Source organism: Enterococcus montenegrensis, from assembly GCF_029983095.1.
Classification (GTDB): Bacteria; Bacillota; Bacilli; order Lactobacillales; family Enterococcaceae; genus Enterococcus_C; species Enterococcus_C montenegrensis.
Map to the genome: position 1 here is coordinate 1,485,547 of NZ_CP120467.1, position 19,760 is coordinate 1,505,306.

General features: G+C 36.6%; 17 protein-coding genes and 1 pseudogene. 5 read left to right on the plus strand and 13 right to left on the minus strand.

Annotated features, from left to right (window positions below; all coding sequences use genetic code 11):
• Positions 1-12: 12 nt before the first annotated feature.
• The gene (gene lepB, locus P3T75_RS07210; protein WP_206904166.1) at positions 13-522 is read right to left on the minus strand and encodes a signal peptidase I; all 510 of its coding nucleotides are present in this window, start codon (positions 520-522) and stop codon (positions 13-15) included.
• Between the two features lie 314 nt (positions 523-836).
• Positions 837-1,769, minus strand: coding sequence for a dihydroorotate oxidase (locus P3T75_RS07215; RefSeq protein ID WP_282461215.1), 933 nt, complete (start codon positions 1,767-1,769; stop codon positions 837-839).
• A 188-nt stretch (positions 1,770-1,957) separates the two neighbouring features.
• Here P3T75_RS07215 and P3T75_RS07220 point away from each other — a divergent pair, with 188 nt between their 5' ends.
• Complete coding sequence (locus P3T75_RS07220; protein ID WP_206904153.1) at positions 1,958-2,293, plus strand: metal-sulfur cluster assembly factor; 336 nt, start codon at positions 1,958-1,960, stop codon at positions 2,291-2,293.
• Between the two features lie 96 nt (positions 2,294-2,389).
• Here the strand turns inward: P3T75_RS07220 and P3T75_RS07225 are convergent, their stop codons facing one another.
• The 5 genes and pseudogenes from P3T75_RS07225 to P3T75_RS07245 all read right to left on the minus strand — a co-directional run bounded on the left by P3T75_RS07225 (position 2,390) and on the right by P3T75_RS07245 (position 10,204).
• Complete coding sequence (locus P3T75_RS07225) at positions 2,390-5,053, minus strand: HAD-IC family P-type ATPase (RefSeq protein ID WP_282461216.1); 2,664 nt, start codon at positions 5,051-5,053, stop codon at positions 2,390-2,392.
• A 456-nt stretch (positions 5,054-5,509) separates the two neighbouring features.
• Positions 5,510-6,418 carry a YitT family protein gene (locus P3T75_RS07230; protein WP_407649842.1) on the minus strand — a complete coding sequence of 303 codons (909 nt, stop codon included), beginning with the start codon at positions 6,416-6,418 and terminating at the stop codon, positions 5,510-5,512.
• A 128-nt stretch (positions 6,419-6,546) separates the two neighbouring features.
• Positions 6,547-8,892: pseudogene (locus tag P3T75_RS07235) on the minus strand (ATP-dependent DNA helicase).
• A 181-nt stretch (positions 8,893-9,073) separates the two neighbouring features.
• On the minus strand, positions 9,074-9,454 hold the full coding sequence (locus tag P3T75_RS07240) for a phage holin family protein (RefSeq protein ID WP_282461218.1): 381 nt from the start codon (positions 9,452-9,454) through the stop codon (positions 9,074-9,076).
• 54 nt (positions 9,455-9,508) lie between these two features.
• On the minus strand, positions 9,509-10,204 hold the full coding sequence (locus P3T75_RS07245) for a B3/B4 domain-containing protein (RefSeq protein ID WP_282461219.1): 696 nt from the start codon (positions 10,202-10,204) through the stop codon (positions 9,509-9,511).
• Between the two features lie 138 nt (positions 10,205-10,342).
• On the opposite strand from P3T75_RS07245, the gene P3T75_RS07250 reads away from it, so the two are divergent.
• The 3 genes from P3T75_RS07250 (at position 10,343) to P3T75_RS07260 (ending at position 12,765) form a co-directional block, all read left to right on the plus strand.
• Positions 10,343-10,975 (plus strand): MBL fold metallo-hydrolase, encoded by a 633-nt coding sequence (locus P3T75_RS07250; protein ID WP_282461220.1) that lies wholly within the window; start codon positions 10,343-10,345, stop codon positions 10,973-10,975.
• Positions 10,976-11,023: 48 nt separating this feature from the next.
• A complete protein-coding gene (locus P3T75_RS07255; RefSeq protein WP_282461221.1) occupies positions 11,024-11,731 on the plus strand; it encodes a histidine phosphatase family protein in 708 nt (235 codons plus the stop codon).
• Between the two features lie 200 nt (positions 11,732-11,931).
• A complete protein-coding gene (locus P3T75_RS07260) occupies positions 11,932-12,765 on the plus strand; it encodes an undecaprenyl-diphosphate phosphatase (protein WP_206904134.1) in 834 nt (277 codons plus the stop codon).
• Positions 12,766-13,007: 242 nt separating this feature from the next.
• On the opposite strand, the gene P3T75_RS07265 is transcribed toward P3T75_RS07260, so the two are convergent.
• Together P3T75_RS07265 and P3T75_RS07270 are read right to left on the minus strand one after the other, a co-directional pair.
• Positions 13,008-13,631 (minus strand): DUF47 domain-containing protein, encoded by a 624-nt coding sequence (locus P3T75_RS07265; protein WP_206904132.1) that lies wholly within the window; start codon positions 13,629-13,631, stop codon positions 13,008-13,010.
• Positions 13,632-13,652: 21 nt separating this feature from the next.
• Positions 13,653-14,636 (minus strand): inorganic phosphate transporter, encoded by a 984-nt coding sequence (locus P3T75_RS07270; protein WP_206904210.1) that lies wholly within the window; start codon positions 14,634-14,636, stop codon positions 13,653-13,655.
• Between the two features lie 242 nt (positions 14,637-14,878).
• Here P3T75_RS07270 and rpsT point away from each other — a divergent pair, with 242 nt between their 5' ends.
• Positions 14,879-15,133 (plus strand): 30S ribosomal protein S20, encoded by a 255-nt coding sequence (gene rpsT / locus P3T75_RS07275; protein ID WP_071864692.1) that lies wholly within the window; start codon positions 14,879-14,881, stop codon positions 15,131-15,133.
• A gap of 66 nt (positions 15,134-15,199) precedes the next feature.
• Here the strand turns inward: rpsT and holA are convergent, their stop codons facing one another.
• The 4 genes from holA to P3T75_RS07295 all read right to left on the minus strand — a co-directional run bounded on the left by holA (position 15,200) and on the right by P3T75_RS07295 (position 19,644).
• The gene (gene holA / locus P3T75_RS07280; protein ID WP_206904128.1) at positions 15,200-16,222 is read right to left on the minus strand and encodes a DNA polymerase III subunit delta; all 1,023 of its coding nucleotides are present in this window, start codon (positions 16,220-16,222) and stop codon (positions 15,200-15,202) included.
• Between the two features lie 43 nt (positions 16,223-16,265).
• Positions 16,266-18,368: a DNA internalization-related competence protein ComEC/Rec2 gene (locus tag P3T75_RS07285; protein WP_282461222.1), complete on the minus strand. Its 2,103-nt coding sequence runs from the start codon at positions 18,366-18,368 to the stop codon at positions 16,266-16,268.
• A gap of 145 nt (positions 18,369-18,513) precedes the next feature.
• On the minus strand, positions 18,514-18,999 hold the full coding sequence (locus P3T75_RS07290; protein ID WP_206904125.1) for a ComE operon protein 2: 486 nt from the start codon (positions 18,997-18,999) through the stop codon (positions 18,514-18,516).
• A gap of 24 nt (positions 19,000-19,023) precedes the next feature.
• Positions 19,024-19,644, minus strand: coding sequence for a ComEA family DNA-binding protein (locus P3T75_RS07295; RefSeq protein WP_282461223.1), 621 nt, complete (start codon positions 19,642-19,644; stop codon positions 19,024-19,026).
• Positions 19,645-19,760 lie beyond the last annotated feature (116 nt).

Consider the following 19,760-nt stretch of genomic DNA (forward strand, 5'->3'; position numbering starts at 1 on the left):
TAAACTCCTTAGTTAAAATAAACGAAACGAACTAATTGGGTAAAAGCGCAAACGAAATGCGCCGATAATTTCATCACGGTGGATGGAACCAAAATTACGGCTATCTGTCGAGTGATCTCGGTTATCTCCTAAAACAAAATATTCACCCTTAGGAATGCGATAAGTAAAATTATCCATCTCCCATACCATATCACCGGTTTTAAACCCTTCGGAAGTGGCTTTATCATTAATAAAAAGGTTATTGTTTTTGTATTCGATTTTTTCTCCTGGCAAACCAATGATCCGTTTAATGAATTTTTCCTCTTCACTAAATTGATCTGGATTATTTAATACAACGATACTAAACCGCTGCAACTTGCCGATTTTCAAGGCAAACCCCCGATCACCATCGTAAAGCGTTGGTGCCATTGATGAGCCGTCAACAATTACTGGGGAGAAAATAAATATTCGAATGATTATTAAAATGGCGATAAAACCACCAAAAATCGCGATATCACGAACAGATATCTTCATCTTCTTCATAAACAACATCCTTTAGCCGGCTCTTTTTAATGTTCTTGATAAAAATTTATAACGTAACCCGACTCTATTCCATAACTTACGCTAGGATTAGAACCTTCTTACAATAAATATATAATAACGACACCGGTATTTCAATGAATATCCATTTAAGCAAAAAGGAAGATTCTCGTAAGTAAATCACAAAATTTATGAAAAAGAAATTCAACACATTTTTTTGATTGTTTCATTTTAATTTTTTTAAAGTGCCTACTATTGTAGTTTTCTTTTGGTAGTAAAAAAGATTATACCTTTTGAGGTACAATCTTTTTTGCTAATTAGTCAATGACTTTTAATTTTCCCCGAAATTCATCAATTGTTTGATAGCCTTTTAAAGTCATAATGCTAGCCAACTCTTTTGTCAAACGCTCGAAAATAGCCGGTCCTTCTTTTTGCAGTTGCGTTCCCACCTGTAGCATCGTAGCGCCACACAATAAATGCTCATAGGCATCTTGGCCTGTTAAAATACCGCCGGTTCCGATGATTTTAATTTCTGGTTTTAAACGTGTATAAAAAGCTCGCACATTGGCTAAAGCCGTTGGTTTTACGTATTGACCACCAATTCCACCGAAGCCTTCTTTGGGTTTAATGACGACTTGATCGCTGGTTGTGTCGATATATAAGCCATTTCCAATACTATTGATAGAATTCACGTAAGCTAACGGATATTTATTTAAAATTTCTGCCATTTGATCAAAATGTGCCATATCAAAATACGGTGGCAATTTCACACCTAAGGGCTTGGTAAAAAATGTAAAAACTTGATTTAATGTTTCTTCTGTCAACTCAAAATCATAAGCAACTTGCGGCTTGCCTGGAACATTAGGACAAGATAAATTTAATTCAGTTACCCCTGCAAAATCACTGGCTTCAATTTCTTTTAACATCGCAATATTTTCTGCCACACTCATTCCGGCAACTGAGAAAAATAGGGGGCGTTTTGTGTTTTCTTGTTGTTTCAAGGCATATTCCAAATAGTACTCAAAACCTAAATTAGGTAACCCCATCGAATTAATACTACCCAAAGGAACATCGTAATAACGCGGCTCGCTATTTCCTGCTCGCTTTTTAGGTGTTGCACTTTTCATAATATAAGCGCCTGCTGCTGAAGTACTTAGTTCGTCAAGTTCTTTTATGGTCATGCAATGAACACCTGAAGCATTCATAAAGGGATTTTCAAAATCAAAGTCCAAAAAGTTGGTGGTTAACACAAAATCGCCTCATTTCATTTTTTGTTGGACTTAGCATAGCGGCTTTTTAGCATAAATTCAATAGTAACAATAAAACTTACGCATAATTCTTGTTTTTTGTTCGTCTTTCTTTTTTTAGTGCACAGATGATTTACAAATACCCAAAAACAAGTTATTATTTGAACAGAATTCTAAAGGAGGTTGCAGTTATGAATGAAATCCGCACCGAACAAGAAATTGAAGAAATCAAAGAACGTATTTTAACCGCATTAGAAACTGTGATTGACCCTGAATTAGGGATCGATATTGTCAATCTTGGTTTAATATATGATATTGAATTTGAAGGCGAAACAGGAGAGGCCGTCATTAAAATGACCTTGACCACCATGGGTTGTCCTTTGGCTGATATTTTGACCGATCAAATCCATCAAGCGCTAGCTGAAGTGCCAGAAGTTACTAAAACGGAAGTTAAACTGGTTTGGTACCCTGCTTGGACTACTGATAAAATGAGCCGTTATGCCCGAATTGCTTTGGGTATTCGCTAAACTTTAATAGAAATTTAAAGGCGTAACCTTTCCCTAAACCACAGGAAAGGTTACGCCTTTTATCTTTTTATCTTCACAAAAACAATTTTCAATTTTTTATTTAGCCTTATTTTTTATGCGTAATAATTTATCACATTCAGTGATAGCTAATATCACGACCCCGGCTGCCACAGCGATTCCCCATTCCAAAGGCGATAAAGCGGCTGTATAAAACCAGTTTTGCATAAACGGAAGATATGTTAGTGCAATCTGCAACAAAAGCATAGTTCCGCTAATCCAAAAGGCTTTGGGATTAGTAAAGAAACTTTTTGAAAAAAGTGGCGCTTTCGTTCGAATATTAAACAAGTAAAAAATCTTGCTTAAAACAACGATATTAATCATCATCGTACTAGCCACGACCCTCGTCACACCTTGCAAAAGCAACCATTCATATGAAATCAGGCTGATAGCTGCCACTAAAATAGAGACATATCCCATTTGAAAAATGTCATGGCGATTAAATATTCGTCCCGTTGACTGCCTTGGTTTTCGTGTCATAATATTGGCTTCTGCCGGTTCAAAAATGAAGGCAAATTGAATCGTAATCGCTGAAACCATGTTAATCCAAAGCAACTGTGTAGGCTGTAGCGGCATATCTTTTTGCAATAATATTGTAAAGGCGATAATCAACCCTTCTGCAAAAGAAGTTGGCAACAAAAAGAGAATGCTCTTTTTGATATTGTCATAAATCCTGCGCCCCTCACGAATCGCAACTGCCATTGTGCCAAAATTATCGTCAGTTAAAATCATATCTGCTGAATCTTTGGCCACATCCGTTCCTTTTTTCCCCATTGCAACACCAATATTGGCTTTTTTTAATGCTGGCGCATCATTCACGCCATCTCCAGTCATCGCTGTCACCAAGCCATTTTTTTGGAGGGCAGCAACAATTTCCAATTTATTTTGCGGTGTCGTTCGTGCAAACACTTGATTTTCTACTACTGCTTGTTCTAGTTCTTGTGGGGACATTTGCTCTAATTGGCCTCCGGTGATAACTGAAACTTCAGGTGCCAAATTGAGCTTTTCTGCAATTGCTTTTGCTGTCAGCGGATGATCGCCTGTAATCATTTTGACACTCACCCCAGCTTGATTCATTTCCTTTAACGCAGGTATCACTGATTCTTCTGGTGGATCGATAATGCCGGCAATTCCGAGAAAATGAATGCCTTTGGTTAAAAGTTCAGGTGTAATTTGTGTAACCAAATTGCTCACAACTTGGTATCCAACCGCAACAACTCTTTTTCCTTGCTCAGTTAAGTTGGTTACCTGATTTGTCCAATAGTCCTCAGCAAATTTTTGTTTTCCATTGGCTTTTGCCATTAAAAACAATTTATCAGGGGACCCTTTGATAAATAAAATTCGCTGCCCATCTTTTTTCTCTACTAATTTAGCAATATATCGGTAATCTGAATCAAATGGCAACATGTCAATTTCGGTATACTCTGTTTTTTTAGGGAAGGGAAATTGCTTATAATACAATGTTAAAAAGGCACCGTCCGTTGGTTCACCATTAATTTGCCAGCCAGCTTCATTATGCAAAACAGTATCGTTGGCTTCAAATCCTGCTTCTAAAAACAACTTTAATTCTTCATCTAGTTCGACAACTTGATTATCAGCGCTAAGAATAGCACCAGTGGGGTCATACCCATCTCCTGAGACTTTTAATTGACGTTTTGAAAAAATAATATCCTTTACGGTCATTTCATTTTTGGTTAAGGTCCCCGTTTTATCGGTTGCAACCACCGCAACTGATCCTAATGTTTCGACAGCTGGAAGTGTTTTGACAATGGTATGATTTTTTTTTGCCATCTCATTTACTCCCATGGCCAAAACAACAGATGTCGTTGCCGGCAGTCCTTCTGGAATTGAGCCCACAATCATAGTCACCACCGCCAGTGTTAGAACCGAAATTGCATAGGTTTCTAACAGAAGACTTAGGATAAATAAAAGAACCGAAACGCCGATAATTACCCAAGTAATCCCTTTTCCCAGATTATCAATTTCTTTCATTAAAGGTGTCTTTTCACTTTTTGTTTGGGCAACTTCTGTTGAAATCTTTCCAATTTCACTGTGTGCACCAGTGGCAATAACAATTCCAATACCACTGCCCGCTGTGACTGCAGTTGAGGCAAAAGCTAAGTTGTTTCTTTCTGCTAGTGGCGTAGCAGCTTCACTGATTTGGTCCGCATTTTTTTCTACCGAATCAGCCTCTCCGGTTAATGAAGACTCTTTTATACGTAAATTGTCGGTTTCGACCATTCTTAAGTCGGCAGGAACATTATCGCCAGCTTCTAAAAAGACAACATCGCCTACCACCAATTTTTCAGCTGCGATGTCTTGCCGAATGCCATCGCGATAAACTGTCGCTTCTTGCGACAACAATCCTTTGATTTTTTCTAGTGCATCTGCTGCACTTGCCTCTTGGTAGTAGCCGATTAATACATTGACAATAACAACCACAGCAATAATAATCGCATCTGAAACATGTCCCATTAACAACGTCAAAACAGCCGCAAATAATAAAATGTAAATAATCATATTGTGAAATTGTCGCAACAGTAATTTCCATTTGGGAGTTTTCTGACTCGTTAACTGGTTCAAACCATCTTTTTGCAACCTTCTTTTGGCCTCATCCTCACCAAGACCTAATGCAACTTCTCGTACACCATATTTTTTTAATAGTTCTTGTTTTTCCAACTGAAAATCTTGATATTTCTCCATGTTTGTACTCCTTTATTTTTGAATAAACGACAAATAAGCCCCTCACAGACACAACGGTCAATGACGTGCTTTATTTTTTATTCAATTAAAAAGTAAGCCAAACAAACTAAAAACTTCTGCTCTCCCTCAGGCGAGTCGTCGTCCAAAAATACCATCCCCTTTCATTAGCAAGTGAATAAATTTATTTTTTGCACATAAATTTATTTCCTACTTTCAAAATAGCATATGTTATAAAAAAGAAAAAGTCTTTTTTAAAAAAGTAGTAGATTTCTGTTAATTTATATTTTTCTTAAATTTCTTAAAATTATTTTAGAATAATAAAAAAAACGAACACTTCATTTAACTGTCACTCTCTTCTCACAAGTAAATTACTTAAAGAGAGTACGGATAGTTTGAACTGTTCGTTTACTTTTTATTTCACTTTATAGCTAACAATAGCTAACATTTTTAAAGGAATTATTTATGGCTTTTTTTCTTCGTCATTTTAATTTCAGGAAAGACTCCTGTTACTTTAAACGTTCGTTGATCATCTTCACTAGCAAAACGTCCGATAATAGATTGTGTTGGTACAAAATCGACAAAAGCATTTTCATCCACTTCTAAAATTGCCTGCTCTAAATCATACAATTCATAACGGGTGACAACCATCATAATCATTTTGCCTTCCACCCCAGAATACCCTCCCATTGAAGGTAGTAACGTCATTCCACGAAAAACATGTTCTGAAATGTTCTGCCCGACTTCATTTGGTTTTGTTGTGATAATAAAAGCCGTCACTTTTTGATGACTTGTATGAATTGCATCAACGACGTGACTCATCGCATAAATAGAAATGATCGTATATAGTGCGCTCTCCCAGTTAAAAATAAAACCAGCAATCAAAACAATAATTCCGTTTAGTAACAACATAAAATTACCGACAGTTTTCCCGGTCGTGTTGGATAAAATAAGCGAAACGATATCTAAACCACCGGTAGTAAACCCAAATTTCAAAGACAGGCCACCACCGACACCTAATAAGACTCCACCAACAATGGCATTCATCAAGATATTATTTGTCACTTCTCCTTGTGGAATGATAATGGTGAATAAAGAAACACTAATAACATTCATAAAACTCCAAAATGTTGCGGCTTTCCCCAATTTTAAAAAGCCCACGACAAAAATTGGCACATTTAATAAGAAAATAAAAATCCCAGTATCAAAAGTGATACCTAAGTATTGTTGTCCTAATGAGACAACAATTTGTGCGACCCCGTTCATCCCTGCTGCTAAGACTTGTGCTGGGATTAAAAAGAAGTTCAGTGCCACCGCAGCGATTACGCCTGAGAGCAAAACAACTCCAATTTTTTTCATCATTTCCATTTGCAGGTGCTGCTGCCAAACTTTTGTCACTACCTTCAAACTCCTTTTTGTGATAATTTATTTCACATCAATTTTGACAATATCATTCCATTTCTAATATAGCAGTTGTTGCTGTTAATGCAATCATTTTAGCTATTTTTTTGTGCCCAAAAATGCAATAAATTTTGTTTTAGTTCCTGACGATTGTTAATTGACAGATAATGCTGCCAATGTGCCGGAAAAAGGGCCTTATAATCAGAATTTTCAAACCGTTGATCTACTAATAAAACCACACCATAATCATTTTGATCTCGGATGACACGACCGGCTGCTTATAGGACTTTGTTCATCCCCGGCAGTCGATATGCATAATCAAACCCTTTTTTTCCACCGTAATAGTCTTTTAGTAATTCTTGTTCAGGATTGATTTGAGGCAGACCAACCGTTACCACCATACTGCCGATCAAACGAGTTGCTTTTAAATCAATTCCTTCTGAAAAAACACCACCGAGTACACAAAATGCAACTAAAGAAGTTTTAGGTTTAGCTACAAAGGCCGCTAAAAAGTTTTCCCGTTCTATTTCAGTTAATTCAGTATTTTGAATCATTACCTGTATGTTAGGATAAGTTTTTTTGAAATTTTCAGCTACTAAATCCAAATACGCATATGAAGGTAGGAAAACAAAATAATTGCCTGTTTTGACTGTTGCCATCTCATAAATAGCCAAAATTAAATCTGACAAGCTTTTTTCGCGATTTTTGTAAGTTGTCGGAATATAGTCCAATAAAAATAACCCTTGGTTTTCTTTGGGAAAAGGACTGGGCAAACGATAACGCAATGCCTCACTGCCTCCGCCTAAAACATCTTGATAGTAATCTAATGGTGTAAAACTGGCAGAAAATAAAACCGCTCCTTTTCCTTTTGCTAGCATTTGCTCTAAAAACGGCGCCGGATCAAGACAAAATTGTTTTAAGGTAACATCGTGGTAGTTACGGGTAACTGTCGTGACATAATGATCGTCGTAAAGTTCGCTAATTTTAAGATAATTTAATACAGCAAAGTAGTAATTTAATGCGATTTCTTGGGCTTTGTCTTTCGGATTTTCGCCCAACCACTCTTGGAGTTTTTCAGAAACTTTATACAATCTTTTATTTAAAGTCTCGGCCGGTAGCGTTTGGGAGAAAAAAATATCATTTTTCTTTGTGACTGCTGTCTCAATTAGGCTAAACTCATCATCCAATGAAGTTAACGCCCGCCGTAATTTCCGCTCTTTTTTTGGTAGTAATGCTAGTAAATGTTCCCCGCTTTGCCGATTAATACTAGCAGAATACATTTCTCTTGAACGAGCGACTAGATTATGGGCTTCATCAATTAAAAAATAATAGTTTTCTTCTTCTTCAAAAAAGCGGCGCAAATACACAGTGGGGTCAAATAAATAATTATAATCCCCTACAATAACATCGCACCATAAACTAACATCAAGGGACAACTCAAAAGGACAAAGGGTATGTTTTTTCGCGTATTTTTCAATAATTGGTCTAGTAATTTGATTTTCGTGATGCAATAAGTCCCATAAACCTTCGTTAATGCGATCGTAATACCCGTTAGCAAAAGGACAGTGCTCTGGGGTGCAGTTGCGTTCCGTCAAAAAACAAATTTTATCTTTGGCAGTGAGTGTAACACTTTTTACTTGGGCGCCTTTTTCACCACTAAGGGATTTTAAGGCGTCTTCTGCTACTTGGCGGGTAATGGTCTTTGCTGTTAGATAAAAAATGCGGTCGTTGTCTTCTTCTCCTAATGCCTTTAAAGCTGGAAAAAGTGTTGAAATCGTCTTACCGGTACCTGTGGGTGCTTCAACAAAAAGCCGCTGTTGTGTTTTTAAGGTCTTATAGGCTGCAACAGCTAATTCTCTTTGCCCAATCCGAAATTCATCATAAGGAAATTGCAAAAGCTGTAAGGACGTATTGCGAACTCTACGCCAGTTGTTTTGAAATTCTAACCATTTTTGGTACTCGTTGGTTAAATCGGTAAAAAAATCAGCTAATTCTTCCAACTGGAATTGGCGAATTTCTTTTGTAATTTTCTCTTCAATTGTTTGAAAATACGTTAACTGAACACTAATTGTCGTTAATTCTTGTTGTAAAGCGTAAATATAAGCATAAACCATACCTTGATAAAAGAATAATTCTTTTTGTTCCGGCGGTAATTCCTCAAAAGGTGTTTCAGATGTTTTAATTTCATCAATCACATAGCCTACCTCATTGGCAAATAGTCCATCCGCACGCCCTTCTACTGTAAGTTCGTCATTATTTATTTTAACAGTCTGCTTTAAAAAGACTTCTTTTTGATAGTCGTCTCCGGCAGCTTTTTGCAGACGGCGGTGAATTTTGGCACCTTCTTGGGCTGTATGACTACTTGTATGACGACTATCGATACTCCCTTTACGCAAAATAAAGGTCACTAGTTTTCTAACTGAAACTCTCGCACTTTGCAAAGGCTCACCTCCCAATAATTTAAGTCATCTTTTTAAAATACAACTCAATTTAACAGAAATTAAAAACCAAAACAACTGGAAGCTGACTTTTCTATTAGGGCTATATAGGTCTTTTAAAAGCTAAAAAGCCATGACACTTTTGTCACAGCTTTTTTAAGTCAATTCATTTATTTTGTGGTTTTTATTTGCGTTTCCATAATGCAACGATTTCGGCCAAAAACTTTGTAAAGATCGTCATATCAAAGCCAAGTTTACGATAGTTTTCAAAAATAGATTCAATTTCTAAACATAAGTAGCCTAAATAAAAGACCCATAACATAGCGACACCCGTTTTAGCTGGCAAAATAAAGGCGACTGGAACAAAGAACAGTAACAATAACATGCTTGCCAGTTTTCGAATAATCCCATTAATGCCAATCCGAGAAGATATCACCCTTTTGATTTTGGCCACTACCATACCACTAAAAAAGTCAAAAATCATCGCAATTGCTAAAACTGCTACTACATTAAAAATCCCAGTACCTTGCAAATACAATAAAAAATGCCAAAACTCTTGATACATCTTCTTCTCCTCCCTTCATTATAACAACGAAGAAAGCAGCAAAGATGTCAAAAATTATTCAAAAAAAGTGTCATCTTTTTGCGTAACAACAGCAATTTCATAAGCTGATAAAGGACATATTTTTTTAATATTTTCACAGACTCTTTTTAATGCCGCGATTCGTGAAGGGACATCGGTATTGGCATTTCCTTGCATGATTAATAATAGGTTTTTCGTCTTTGGTGTGATTTTATAAGCTTCGCCATCACGGGCATCAAGATACGCCATCACGCCTTTTTGATCGCGATAAATTATATCCCCTACGCTAACTTGTTTTTCATTAGAGCCAATTGGGAAAAAAACGGTCGCCTCATAGGCTCGTGTAAATTCAACAAATTCAGTAATGGTATCAAAATCATGGGCACCAATGGCCAAAAATGAGTGCAGTGCTTCTGCATTGTATAAATCTACAATACTATTTACCCGCGGCATACTTCCACGTCGCTGAATATTTTTGATCAAGGCTTCTGCTGTGGGGGGATTTTTTTTTACACTCTGACCGATTGCTTGCATCTTGGCACGATAACCCGCAATAACTGAATGAACACGAATCGCCTCTCGATCATAATTTGCCGCTAATTTTTCACTTGCGGTAATATAGTTTTCCAACTCTTTGGTTAACGGAACATCTGGTGTAACATTTGTTACTTTTGCTAGTACGATGGCTGTCATACCTAATTGAACTAAACTATCCCTCAGATAAAATTTCATCTTTTTTCTACCCCCACTGCAACTTTTTTCTTTTATCATAGCATATTTATACAAAGGGCTACTTCAGACATCTCCCTTTGTTTGTTTTTGTTCTTTACGCTATACTGAAGGAGACAAATGTTGTTTGGAGGCGAAGAAATGGAAATTATCAAAATTCCAACCGGGGCAATTCAAGAAAATTGCTATTTAGTAGCTGATAAAGAAAATCTTTTAATTATCGATCCCGGTGCGGATGGTCCAATTATTATCCAAGAAATAGAAAAGTTAAAGGCAAAACCGGTAGCAATTTTATTGACCCATACCCACTATGACCACATTGGAGCTGTCGATGAATTACGCGATTACTACAACATTCCTCTTTATGTTAGTCCCTTAGAGGCAGATTGGTTGCAAGATCCGATTATGAATCTTTCTGGCCTAGGAAGACACGATGAGCTGGAAAACATTCTTGTTGCACCAGCAGACTTTTTATTTGAATTAAAAGAATACACGCTAGGCGGCATGACCTTTGAGGTTGTGGCAACTCCGGGTCATTCCATTGGGAGTGTTAGCTTTATTTTTGATTCTTTTGTTATCAGTGGCGATGCCTTATTCCGTGGCAGTATCGGGCGTACCGATTTACCAACAGGCAATCTTGAACAGCTATTGACCAGTATCAAAACAGAACTTTTTACTTTACCAGATGAATTTCCCGTCTATCCGGGTCATGGTGAGTCAACTACTGTTGAACGCGAAAAAAAATCCAATCCGTTTTTTCTAGCAACACGTTAGAATTTACTATTTTACTAAAAGTTAAAGAATTAAAAAGGAGATTTCAAGATGGAAAAAGTTGAACTTTATGTTATTCGTCATGGCAAAACAATGTTTAATGCACTGCAAAGAGCACAAGGATGGTGTGACACTCCCCTAACGGAACAAGGTGCCCAAATGATTCATTATTTAGGTCTTGGTTTAAAAGAAACAGACTTCGTTGAAGCTGTTTCCAGTGATTCTGGCCGCGCAATCGAAACAATGCGGATCGTCTTAGGTGAACATAGTGATGGGAATAAAATTCCTTACTCGATAGACAATCGCATCAGAGAGTGGTGCTGGGGTTCTTTAGAAGGTGGTTATGATTCTGAAATGTGGGGTGTTTTGCCTCGAGTTTTAAACTTTAAAGACAGCGAAGAAATGTGGGAAACTAACATTTCATTTGAAAAAATTGCTGAAGCTGTTAAAGATGCCGACACTGCTAATTGGGCAGAAGATTTTGAAACAATTAAAAATCGCGTACTTTCTGGTTTTGAAGATATTGCACATCGTGTGCAAAAAAAAGGTGGCGGCAAAGCTGTCATTGTTTCCCACGGCTTCACGATTGCCTTTTTACTCAATTTAATCGACGAAACACAACCGGTTCGGGTCGATTTGCAAAACGGGAGTGTCACTCGGTTAACTTATGACGAAAATGGTAATTTTTCCATCGAAGAAGTCGGTTCTACTAATTTTATTGAAGCGGGCAAAAAGATTTCAAAAAATCTTCTAGCTTAAACGTTTAATTCAATAAGTTTTTAAAAAATATTTTCCCTTTAGACAGTCCGTCAAAAATTTTTGCGGATTGTCTTTTTTTTATAAAAGACTCAATAAAGCAATTGGTTTTCCAAAAATTTAAGGGTATACTATAGCCTGTAATCTTTTTATGGCGCTTAGTGCCAACTACAAACTTATCAAGTTAAGAAAGGAATGAAAGCATGTTTTTGCTTAACATTTTAAAAGCAATTATTCTAGGAATCATTGAAGGAATCACAGAATGGTTGCCAATTAGTAGTACTGGACACTTAATTTTGGCTAATGAATTTATCAAGCTGCAAGAATCAGAAGCCTTTATGACAATGTTTAACGTTGTGATTCAATTAGGTGCAATACTTGCGGTTATCTATCTTTACTTTAATAAATTGAATCCTTTTTCTCCTCGTAAAAGTGAGATTGAGAAAAAAGATACTTGGAATCTTTGGTTCAAAGTTGTTGTAGCTGTTATTCCATCAGTTATTATCGGATTACCTTTAGATGATTGGTTAGATGCACATTTCCATAAGTTTTTCCCAGTAGCATTGATGCTGATTATTTACGGGATTGCTTTTATCGTGGTGGAAAAACGCAACAAAAATGTAACACCAAAATGTACAGATTTAAATAAATTTACTTACAAAGCAGCATTAATCGTCGGGATGTTCCAAGTCTTATCATTAGTGCCTGGTACTTCCCGCTCTGGTGCGACAATCTTGGGTGGTATTTTAATCGGGGCTTCTCGCTTTGTTGCCACCGAATTTTCTTTCTTTATGGGAATTCCTACGATGATTGGTGCCAGTGGTTTGAAAATTGTAAAATTTATTATGCATGGCAACAGTTTTAGCTTCCAAAGTACAATTGTATTATTAGTTGGTACTGCCGTATCTTTCATCGTTTCAGTATTAGCAATTAAATTTTTAATGAACTACATCAAGAAAAACGACTTTACCATTTTTGGCTGGTACCGAATTATTTTAGGGGTTATCTTAATTGGTTATTGGCTAATCGCAATGTAATTTTTTTCATTGAATAAAACAAAAGGTGTGGCATCGAAGCGATGTCACACCTTTTGTTTATAACTTAGCAAAATACCTCGTCATTTACTAAAAAAGACTTCGCTAAAAATAAACGTGTTTGCTATAAAAATAGCTAGATGAAACTTTTACGTTATTGAAAAATCTCAGCTTAGTAGGTCAGCGTAAATTTTTTTTGTTAAAAAAAGTGCGGACAAGTCATAAAACTTGCCCGCACCTTTTCATTAAGTATTTTTAATTACCATGCCGTCAATAATATCCACAGCATCTTCACTAGCATTAACGATTTGTTCCAAACGATCATAGACGTCTTTCCATTTAATAATTTCTAAAACGTCAGTTTCTTCGGTAAACAAGCCTTTTTTCAATTCAGAATATAGGCGGTCAGACTCTGATTCAACCTGATTTACTTCATCAATCATTTTCTTCAAAGTTTTTGAATGTTTAAACTTCGGAAATTCTAGCATCGCCGTATGAACTCCGTTTGTTGCTGTTAAAACCATTTTAGCAAACTCATCTGTTTGTGGACGCATTTTAGTAATAGCTAAGTTTTCAAAAAGATAAGTCAAGGCATTAATCCCGTCTAAAATATCATCGATTCTTTCTGCTATAATCAAAATATCTTCCCGATCAATAGGGGTTATAAATGCATCATACAATTCATTAGTCAGCTCCGTCACAATGCGGTCGCCTTCTTTTTCCAAATCATGAATTTTCTCTGCCTCTAATGTTAGCGTTTCTGCAGAATAATTTTTTACTAATTGCACTAACACTTCTGCCGCATCCGCTGCATTTTGGGTCAAATGTGCCATTGCACCTAAAAAATCATATTGTTTTCTTCGTGCCATTGTATAAGCTCCTTATCTAAATTAAAAGATTGCAACAAATAATTTCGCCATTAAATAGGCAATTAAACCACAACCTGGAAAAGTCATTACCCAGGCAAAAATCATTTCTTTTACAATCCGCCAATCCACACTGGAAAGTCGTCTTGATGCGCCTACGCCCATAATAGCAGTCGTTTTAGTATGGGTAGTGGAAACTGGAATACCAAAGACTGAAGCTAGAAATAAAACAATTGCTGCACTTACGTCAGCAGAGAAGCCTTGATATTTTTCTAGTTTCACCATATCCATTCCGACCGATTTAATAATTTTCATACCACCAACGGAAGTTCCAATCCCCATCGTGATCGAACATAACGCCATTACCCATAGTGGAATGGTAAAACCACCACCAGTTTTTTCAGCCAAATTGTTATAGTAAAGGCCTAACATAAAGACCCCCATAAATTTTTGCCCATCTTGAGCGCCATGTAAAAAGGCATTGGCTGCCGCTGCAATAGCTTGGCCGACAGTAAAAAACTTGTTGGCTTTTCTTCTTGGAACATCGCGAAAAATAAGCGCAATGAGCTTAGTAATTAAATAGCCACCACCAAAACCTAAGATTGTAGACACGACTAAACCAATTAACACTTTAATCCACTCTTGTCCATTAACGGCACCAAGACCGCCTAAAGCCATTGCAGAACCAGTTAAACCAGCAATTAACGCATGGGATTCACTGGTGGGAATACCAAAATACCAAGCCGCGACTGCCCAGACAACAATTGAAAAAAGTGAAGCTGCCAGTGCTACTTGTGAGGCGCCGATATTCCCTTGGGCGTCAAAACTTACAATATTACTGATTGTTTCTGCAACTTGTGCATTAAAATAAGTCATCACTAATGCGCCAAGAAAGTTCATAATTACCGCGATCCAGATTGCCACGTTTGGTTTTAGAACCCGTGTAGAAACAGCCGTCGCAATGGCATTGGGTGCGTCAGTCCATCCGTTGACAAAAATAACGCCCATTACCAGGGTAATCGTTACAACTAATGCTATACTCAAAAAATTACACCACCAAAAAGCAGATTTGTTTTTTTACGTTAGTATCATAGCATATTTCAATTTTGTTTGCGCTATTTTTTTAACTTTTTCTGTTAAGTAAAATTTCTTTACAACTTTTATTGCATTGCTTACAATGTTTGGGTATAATGATTAGTGTTGATTTGTATGACTTATCATGCAAAACTTTTTATTCGGAGGTGAAACTTATGCCAAACATTGAATCTGCAATCAAACGCGTGAAAACTAGCACTGCTGCTAACGCTAAAAATTCATCTCAAATGAGTGCTGTGCGTTCAAGCATCAAAAAATTCGAACAAGCTGTCGAAGCTGGTGCCGACAACGTAGAAGCTTTGTATAAAGAAGCTAGCAAAGCGATCGATATGGCCGAAACTAAAGGCTTGATCCACAAAAATAAAGCTAACCGCGATAAAGCTCGTTTAAGCAAAAAAATCGCTAAGTAGTTTCAAAAAGCGTTGAAGTTAATTCTTCAACGCTTTTTCTTTTACTTATTAAGTTTGGCAAAATTTTTATCGCGCGGTTTTTAAAACAAAAAGTTGGAATAAAAATTCTTTATCCATCTGGCCCGTTTTAACAAGATAATCATTTTCGACTAATTCATCAAACAGCGTCATAAGCTGTTTTTCATCGTATTTTTTTACTTGCTGCATGGCCAATTTTACACGATAAGGATGTACCTTTACCGTCTGGGCAATGTTGGCTTGTTGATAGCCCGCCTTCATCAATATTTTAGTCTGCAACAACAAGCGCACCTGCCCGATTAAAATAGCGTTGATTTTAATCGTCTCTTCTCCTTGTAGATGTAAATCTTCATATATCCGTAATGCTTTGTCGGCATTACCTGCTAAGACATTTTCTGTCAATTCAAAAATATTATTTTCCAAAGATTGTGGCACCAACTGTATAATCACATCTTTTGTTAAAGACGCACCCGTTGCCCCGTATAATAATAATTTATCCAACTCTTGCATTGCTTTGGTTAAATCCATTTCTGTAAGTTGCATAAAAGTATCAAAAGCCTGGCGGTCTAACTGAATGTTTGCAGCCGCTAGCGTCTGGCGCACATAACGCTGTACGTCTTGTTCTTTTAAAGGTTGTACATCGATTACAACCGCCTGTTTTTTTAACAACTTGGTGACCTTTTTACGTTCGTCTAATTTTTCATAAGGCGCAATCATAACTACGACACCACTTTGCGCCGGATCGGTTAAATAGCTTAAAAAATCTGTTAAGTCTTGTTCAATCACATTACTCTTTTTTTCTGCAGTCAAAAACAACGGATTTTCAGCAATGATTAACCGTTTATCTTCTAAAGAAAACAAAGACGGTGCTTGCGCTTCTGCCACGACTAAATTTAAAGGGTCCTGCTCCAAGTCAAAATAAACCAAGTCTAAATCATCTTTTTGTAATTGCAGTCGCTCCATAAAAGCGTGCTTGATGCGATCTTGCAAATAGCTTTCGGTCCCTAAGATAAGATATAACGGTGCCAGTGGTTTTTCTTTAATTGCTTGTAATGCTTCTTGGGCTTTCATTTTTTTCTCCTTACAATGACTCTTTTTTACATCCTAACACTTTCTACTGCGGAGGGCTAGCAGATTCTTGAACGGTTTTGGGCGTTGCGACAGGTTCTAAAAAGCCCCAAGAATAATAAATCATCCCTTGTTGATCGGTGCGAAAAGTTGTGACTTGCTGTTTGTTTAGTGTTTCTAAAACTTCCTGATGCGGATGATTAAAACGATTATTTAAGCCACAGGAAATAATAGCGGCCTTTGGTGCTACCTTTTGAATAAAGATAGGCGAAGATGAGGTTTTACTCCCGTGATGTCCTAACTTTAATACATCGCTTTTTAAATTTTGGTATTTTTTTAGCAGCTGTTTTTCTCCAGCTTGATCTAAGTCTCCAGTCAATAAAAAGCGTTGCTTTTTTATTTGAGTTTGCAAAACAAGGGAGTCTTCATTTTCCCCTTTGCTTTTGAGGGGGGCAAAAACACGTAACGGAAAATAACCGGTGACAGATGCTGCCCCAGAAAGCAGTTTTAAATCTGTTTTCTGGGGCAACTGATTTAAAGACTTTGCAATATTTGGCTGTTTTTCACTTCCTGCACCTAAAACTAACTCCTTTACATCAAAATCTTCCAATACGACATCTAAGTCTCCCATATGATCACTGTCACCATGGGTAATAATTACGCTATCAATTTTTTTAATCCCGCAAGCTTTTAAAAAAGGTACCAGTGTATTTTGGGCATTGCTGTTTTGAATTTTCTGCTGCCATTTCTCTTGTGGAAAAAGCACTTTTCCACCTGTATCCACTAAAATTACTTCCCGGTTAAAGGGTGCTTTAAAAACGATCGCATCGCCTTGACCGACATCCACAAAAGCTACCATTAAAGGAAACGTCACGCGATTAATTAAAAATGGCAAAAAAAGCAGTAAAATAGCTAGTTTTATTTTAGAAAATTTCTTTTGGTACAGATAAATCCCTAAAAAAGTTAGTAAAAAGACATATAACGGCGGTACCCAGCCAATTGGTAAAGTAAAATGGACGGTATTTGCCAAAAGACTTTCAAAGAGAAAAATAAATTTTTCAAATAAATGAATCAGAAAGTCAAACGAAATAACAAATGTACTGACTATAATCACCAGTCCTACTGGTAATAAAAAAAATTTGAACACTGGTAATAAGGTGACTGTTAAAAAACCGCCCAACAATGGCCATTCATAAAAATAAAAGCAAATTAACGGTAATGCCAAAAGGGTTAACCAACTACTCGTTTTAAAGTCTTTTAGCTTACCTTGCTCATTGACTGTGATAACCAATAAAAGCGACATCATAAAGGATAATTGCCCGCCAGTCTGGAAAATTAGTAACGGCTCTTTAAATAAACATAGCAAAAGAACAATGCCAAATTTATCCATTGGTGATAAAACAATCGGCAAAAATTTTATTAATAGGTTTAAGATAAAAAGCAAAGTTGCTCGCCAGATTCCAACGCTTCCACCTGTCAAAAGGAGAATAAACACAGCAAAAATAAGGACTGGCAGCAGACTTTCTTTTAACGTTAGCCGTAAGCATTGCAATAAACCTAACCATGCCCCTAAAAAGATATGCACATGCATACCTGAGATACTAAAAAAATGCAAAATACCACTTGGTGATAATGTGCCCTGCGTTTGTTTAAAGTCTTGATCTTTATAGCCAAAAAATAATGCCCCAAGATAAGCACTCGTTTTTTGTGGCAGCTTCCTCTTTAGCTGGCGAATAAAAAAAGCACGCACTTGATCCCAGGTGAAAGTTTTTTTAGCGTGCCAATTAATTTTTTTGCTATTTAACACACCACAATAACCATGGCTTCTCAAATACTTTTGTTGATTAAAGCCGGCTAAATTTCGCTGCCCTCTTCCTTTTGTAAACGTGCCAAAAATAGTAGCGTAGTTTTGCTGAAGGTCTTTATTTACTATCTGCTTTTTTTCTGTCTCACTTTGAAAAGTATAATAACAGCTAAAAACTTCGCCACGTTGATTTTCGCCATGAAAACTCAGATTATCCCCATTAATTTTTAGACTATCTGCAGAAACTTTTAAAATAAACTCCTGTTTTAATGTATAATCATGATCAATTTTATCTAAAGTTGTCAGCAGCCGTGGTACGATAAAAAGACTGCAGAACCCAATCACAAAAACAAGTTTGAACTGGCGGCTGCAGCAAAAATAGACACAATATAAAAACAGTATTAAAAATAGCAGTGGACAATTTAAATAAATACCACAGATAATAAGAACCATCGCAAGACTCGGGATAATCCAGCGATTAGCTAAATCGTTAATCAGTTACTTCGTTTAAAGAACCAAAAGAAAGTTTTTGAAAATATTCAGGATCTAAGTCAACTTTTTGGGCGGTTGCTCCCACTTGTGCAATTAATTCAATCGCATATGGATCATTACGATAATCGTGTAAGTAGTAGATTTTTCGAATACCTGCTTGTAAAAGCGCTTTGGTACATTGCAGACAAGGAAAATGCGTTACATAAACCTCTGCTTGATCTGTGGAAATGCCTAATTTCGCGCATTGCAATAATGCATTCATTTCCGCATGAATGGTGCGAATACAATGGTTATCTACCACATAACAACCATCATCGATGCAGTGAACATCACCACTAACTGATCCGTTATAACCTCCTGCAATAATGCGTTTATCTTTTACTAATGTTGCCCCAACTTCAAGACGGGTACATGTACTGCGTAATGCTAAAAGTACCGCTTGTGCCATAAAATACTGGTCCCAAGGGATTCTTTGATCAGCCATAGCGTTGCTCCTTTATTATTTTATTTATATTGTAATCGATGCACGTAATTTTTCAACCGTCTTTTCCCCAATTCCTGAAACTTCTTTTAGCTCTTCTATTGATTTAAAACTTCCATTTTCTTCCCGATACGCAATAATTGCCTCCGCTTTTTTTTCGCCAATGCCTGAAAGTGTTTGTAACTTGGTTAAATCTGCGGTATTAATATTGACCATTTCTGAATTGGAAGTTGCCTGTTTATTGACGCTAAAATCATTACCAATCCTGACAGACGTTGATTCTTTTTGATTTGGTACATAAACCATCTGTTGATCTTCCAATTTTTGGGCCAAATTAATTTCTTTTTGCAGGGCACCTTTAGTAAATCCTCCAGCTACTTGAACAAGTTTTTGCATCCTAGAATCCATAGGTAGTTCATACACCCCTGGTTTTGCGACCTCTCCTTTAATATCAACTGTAATTGTCTTTACTTTTGTTTTACTTTCCTTTGTCTGTTCAATTTGACTACTCGAGTCCAAAGGTAACGACGCCCATGACTTTTTTTCATTTTGTTTTTGCCAGATAAAAAGCCCGCCGATAAGCAACAAGACAGACAAAACTGCACCAACTAGTATCACTCGTGTTTTATGTTCATAAAAAAATGCCATCTTCTTCCTCCTTTCACAATTATTTACGCAAAAGAAATAAAAAAACTGCAATAATATTGTCATTATTATCAAAAAAATCTACTTGTAAATAATTATCTCAAAATAATAATTACATT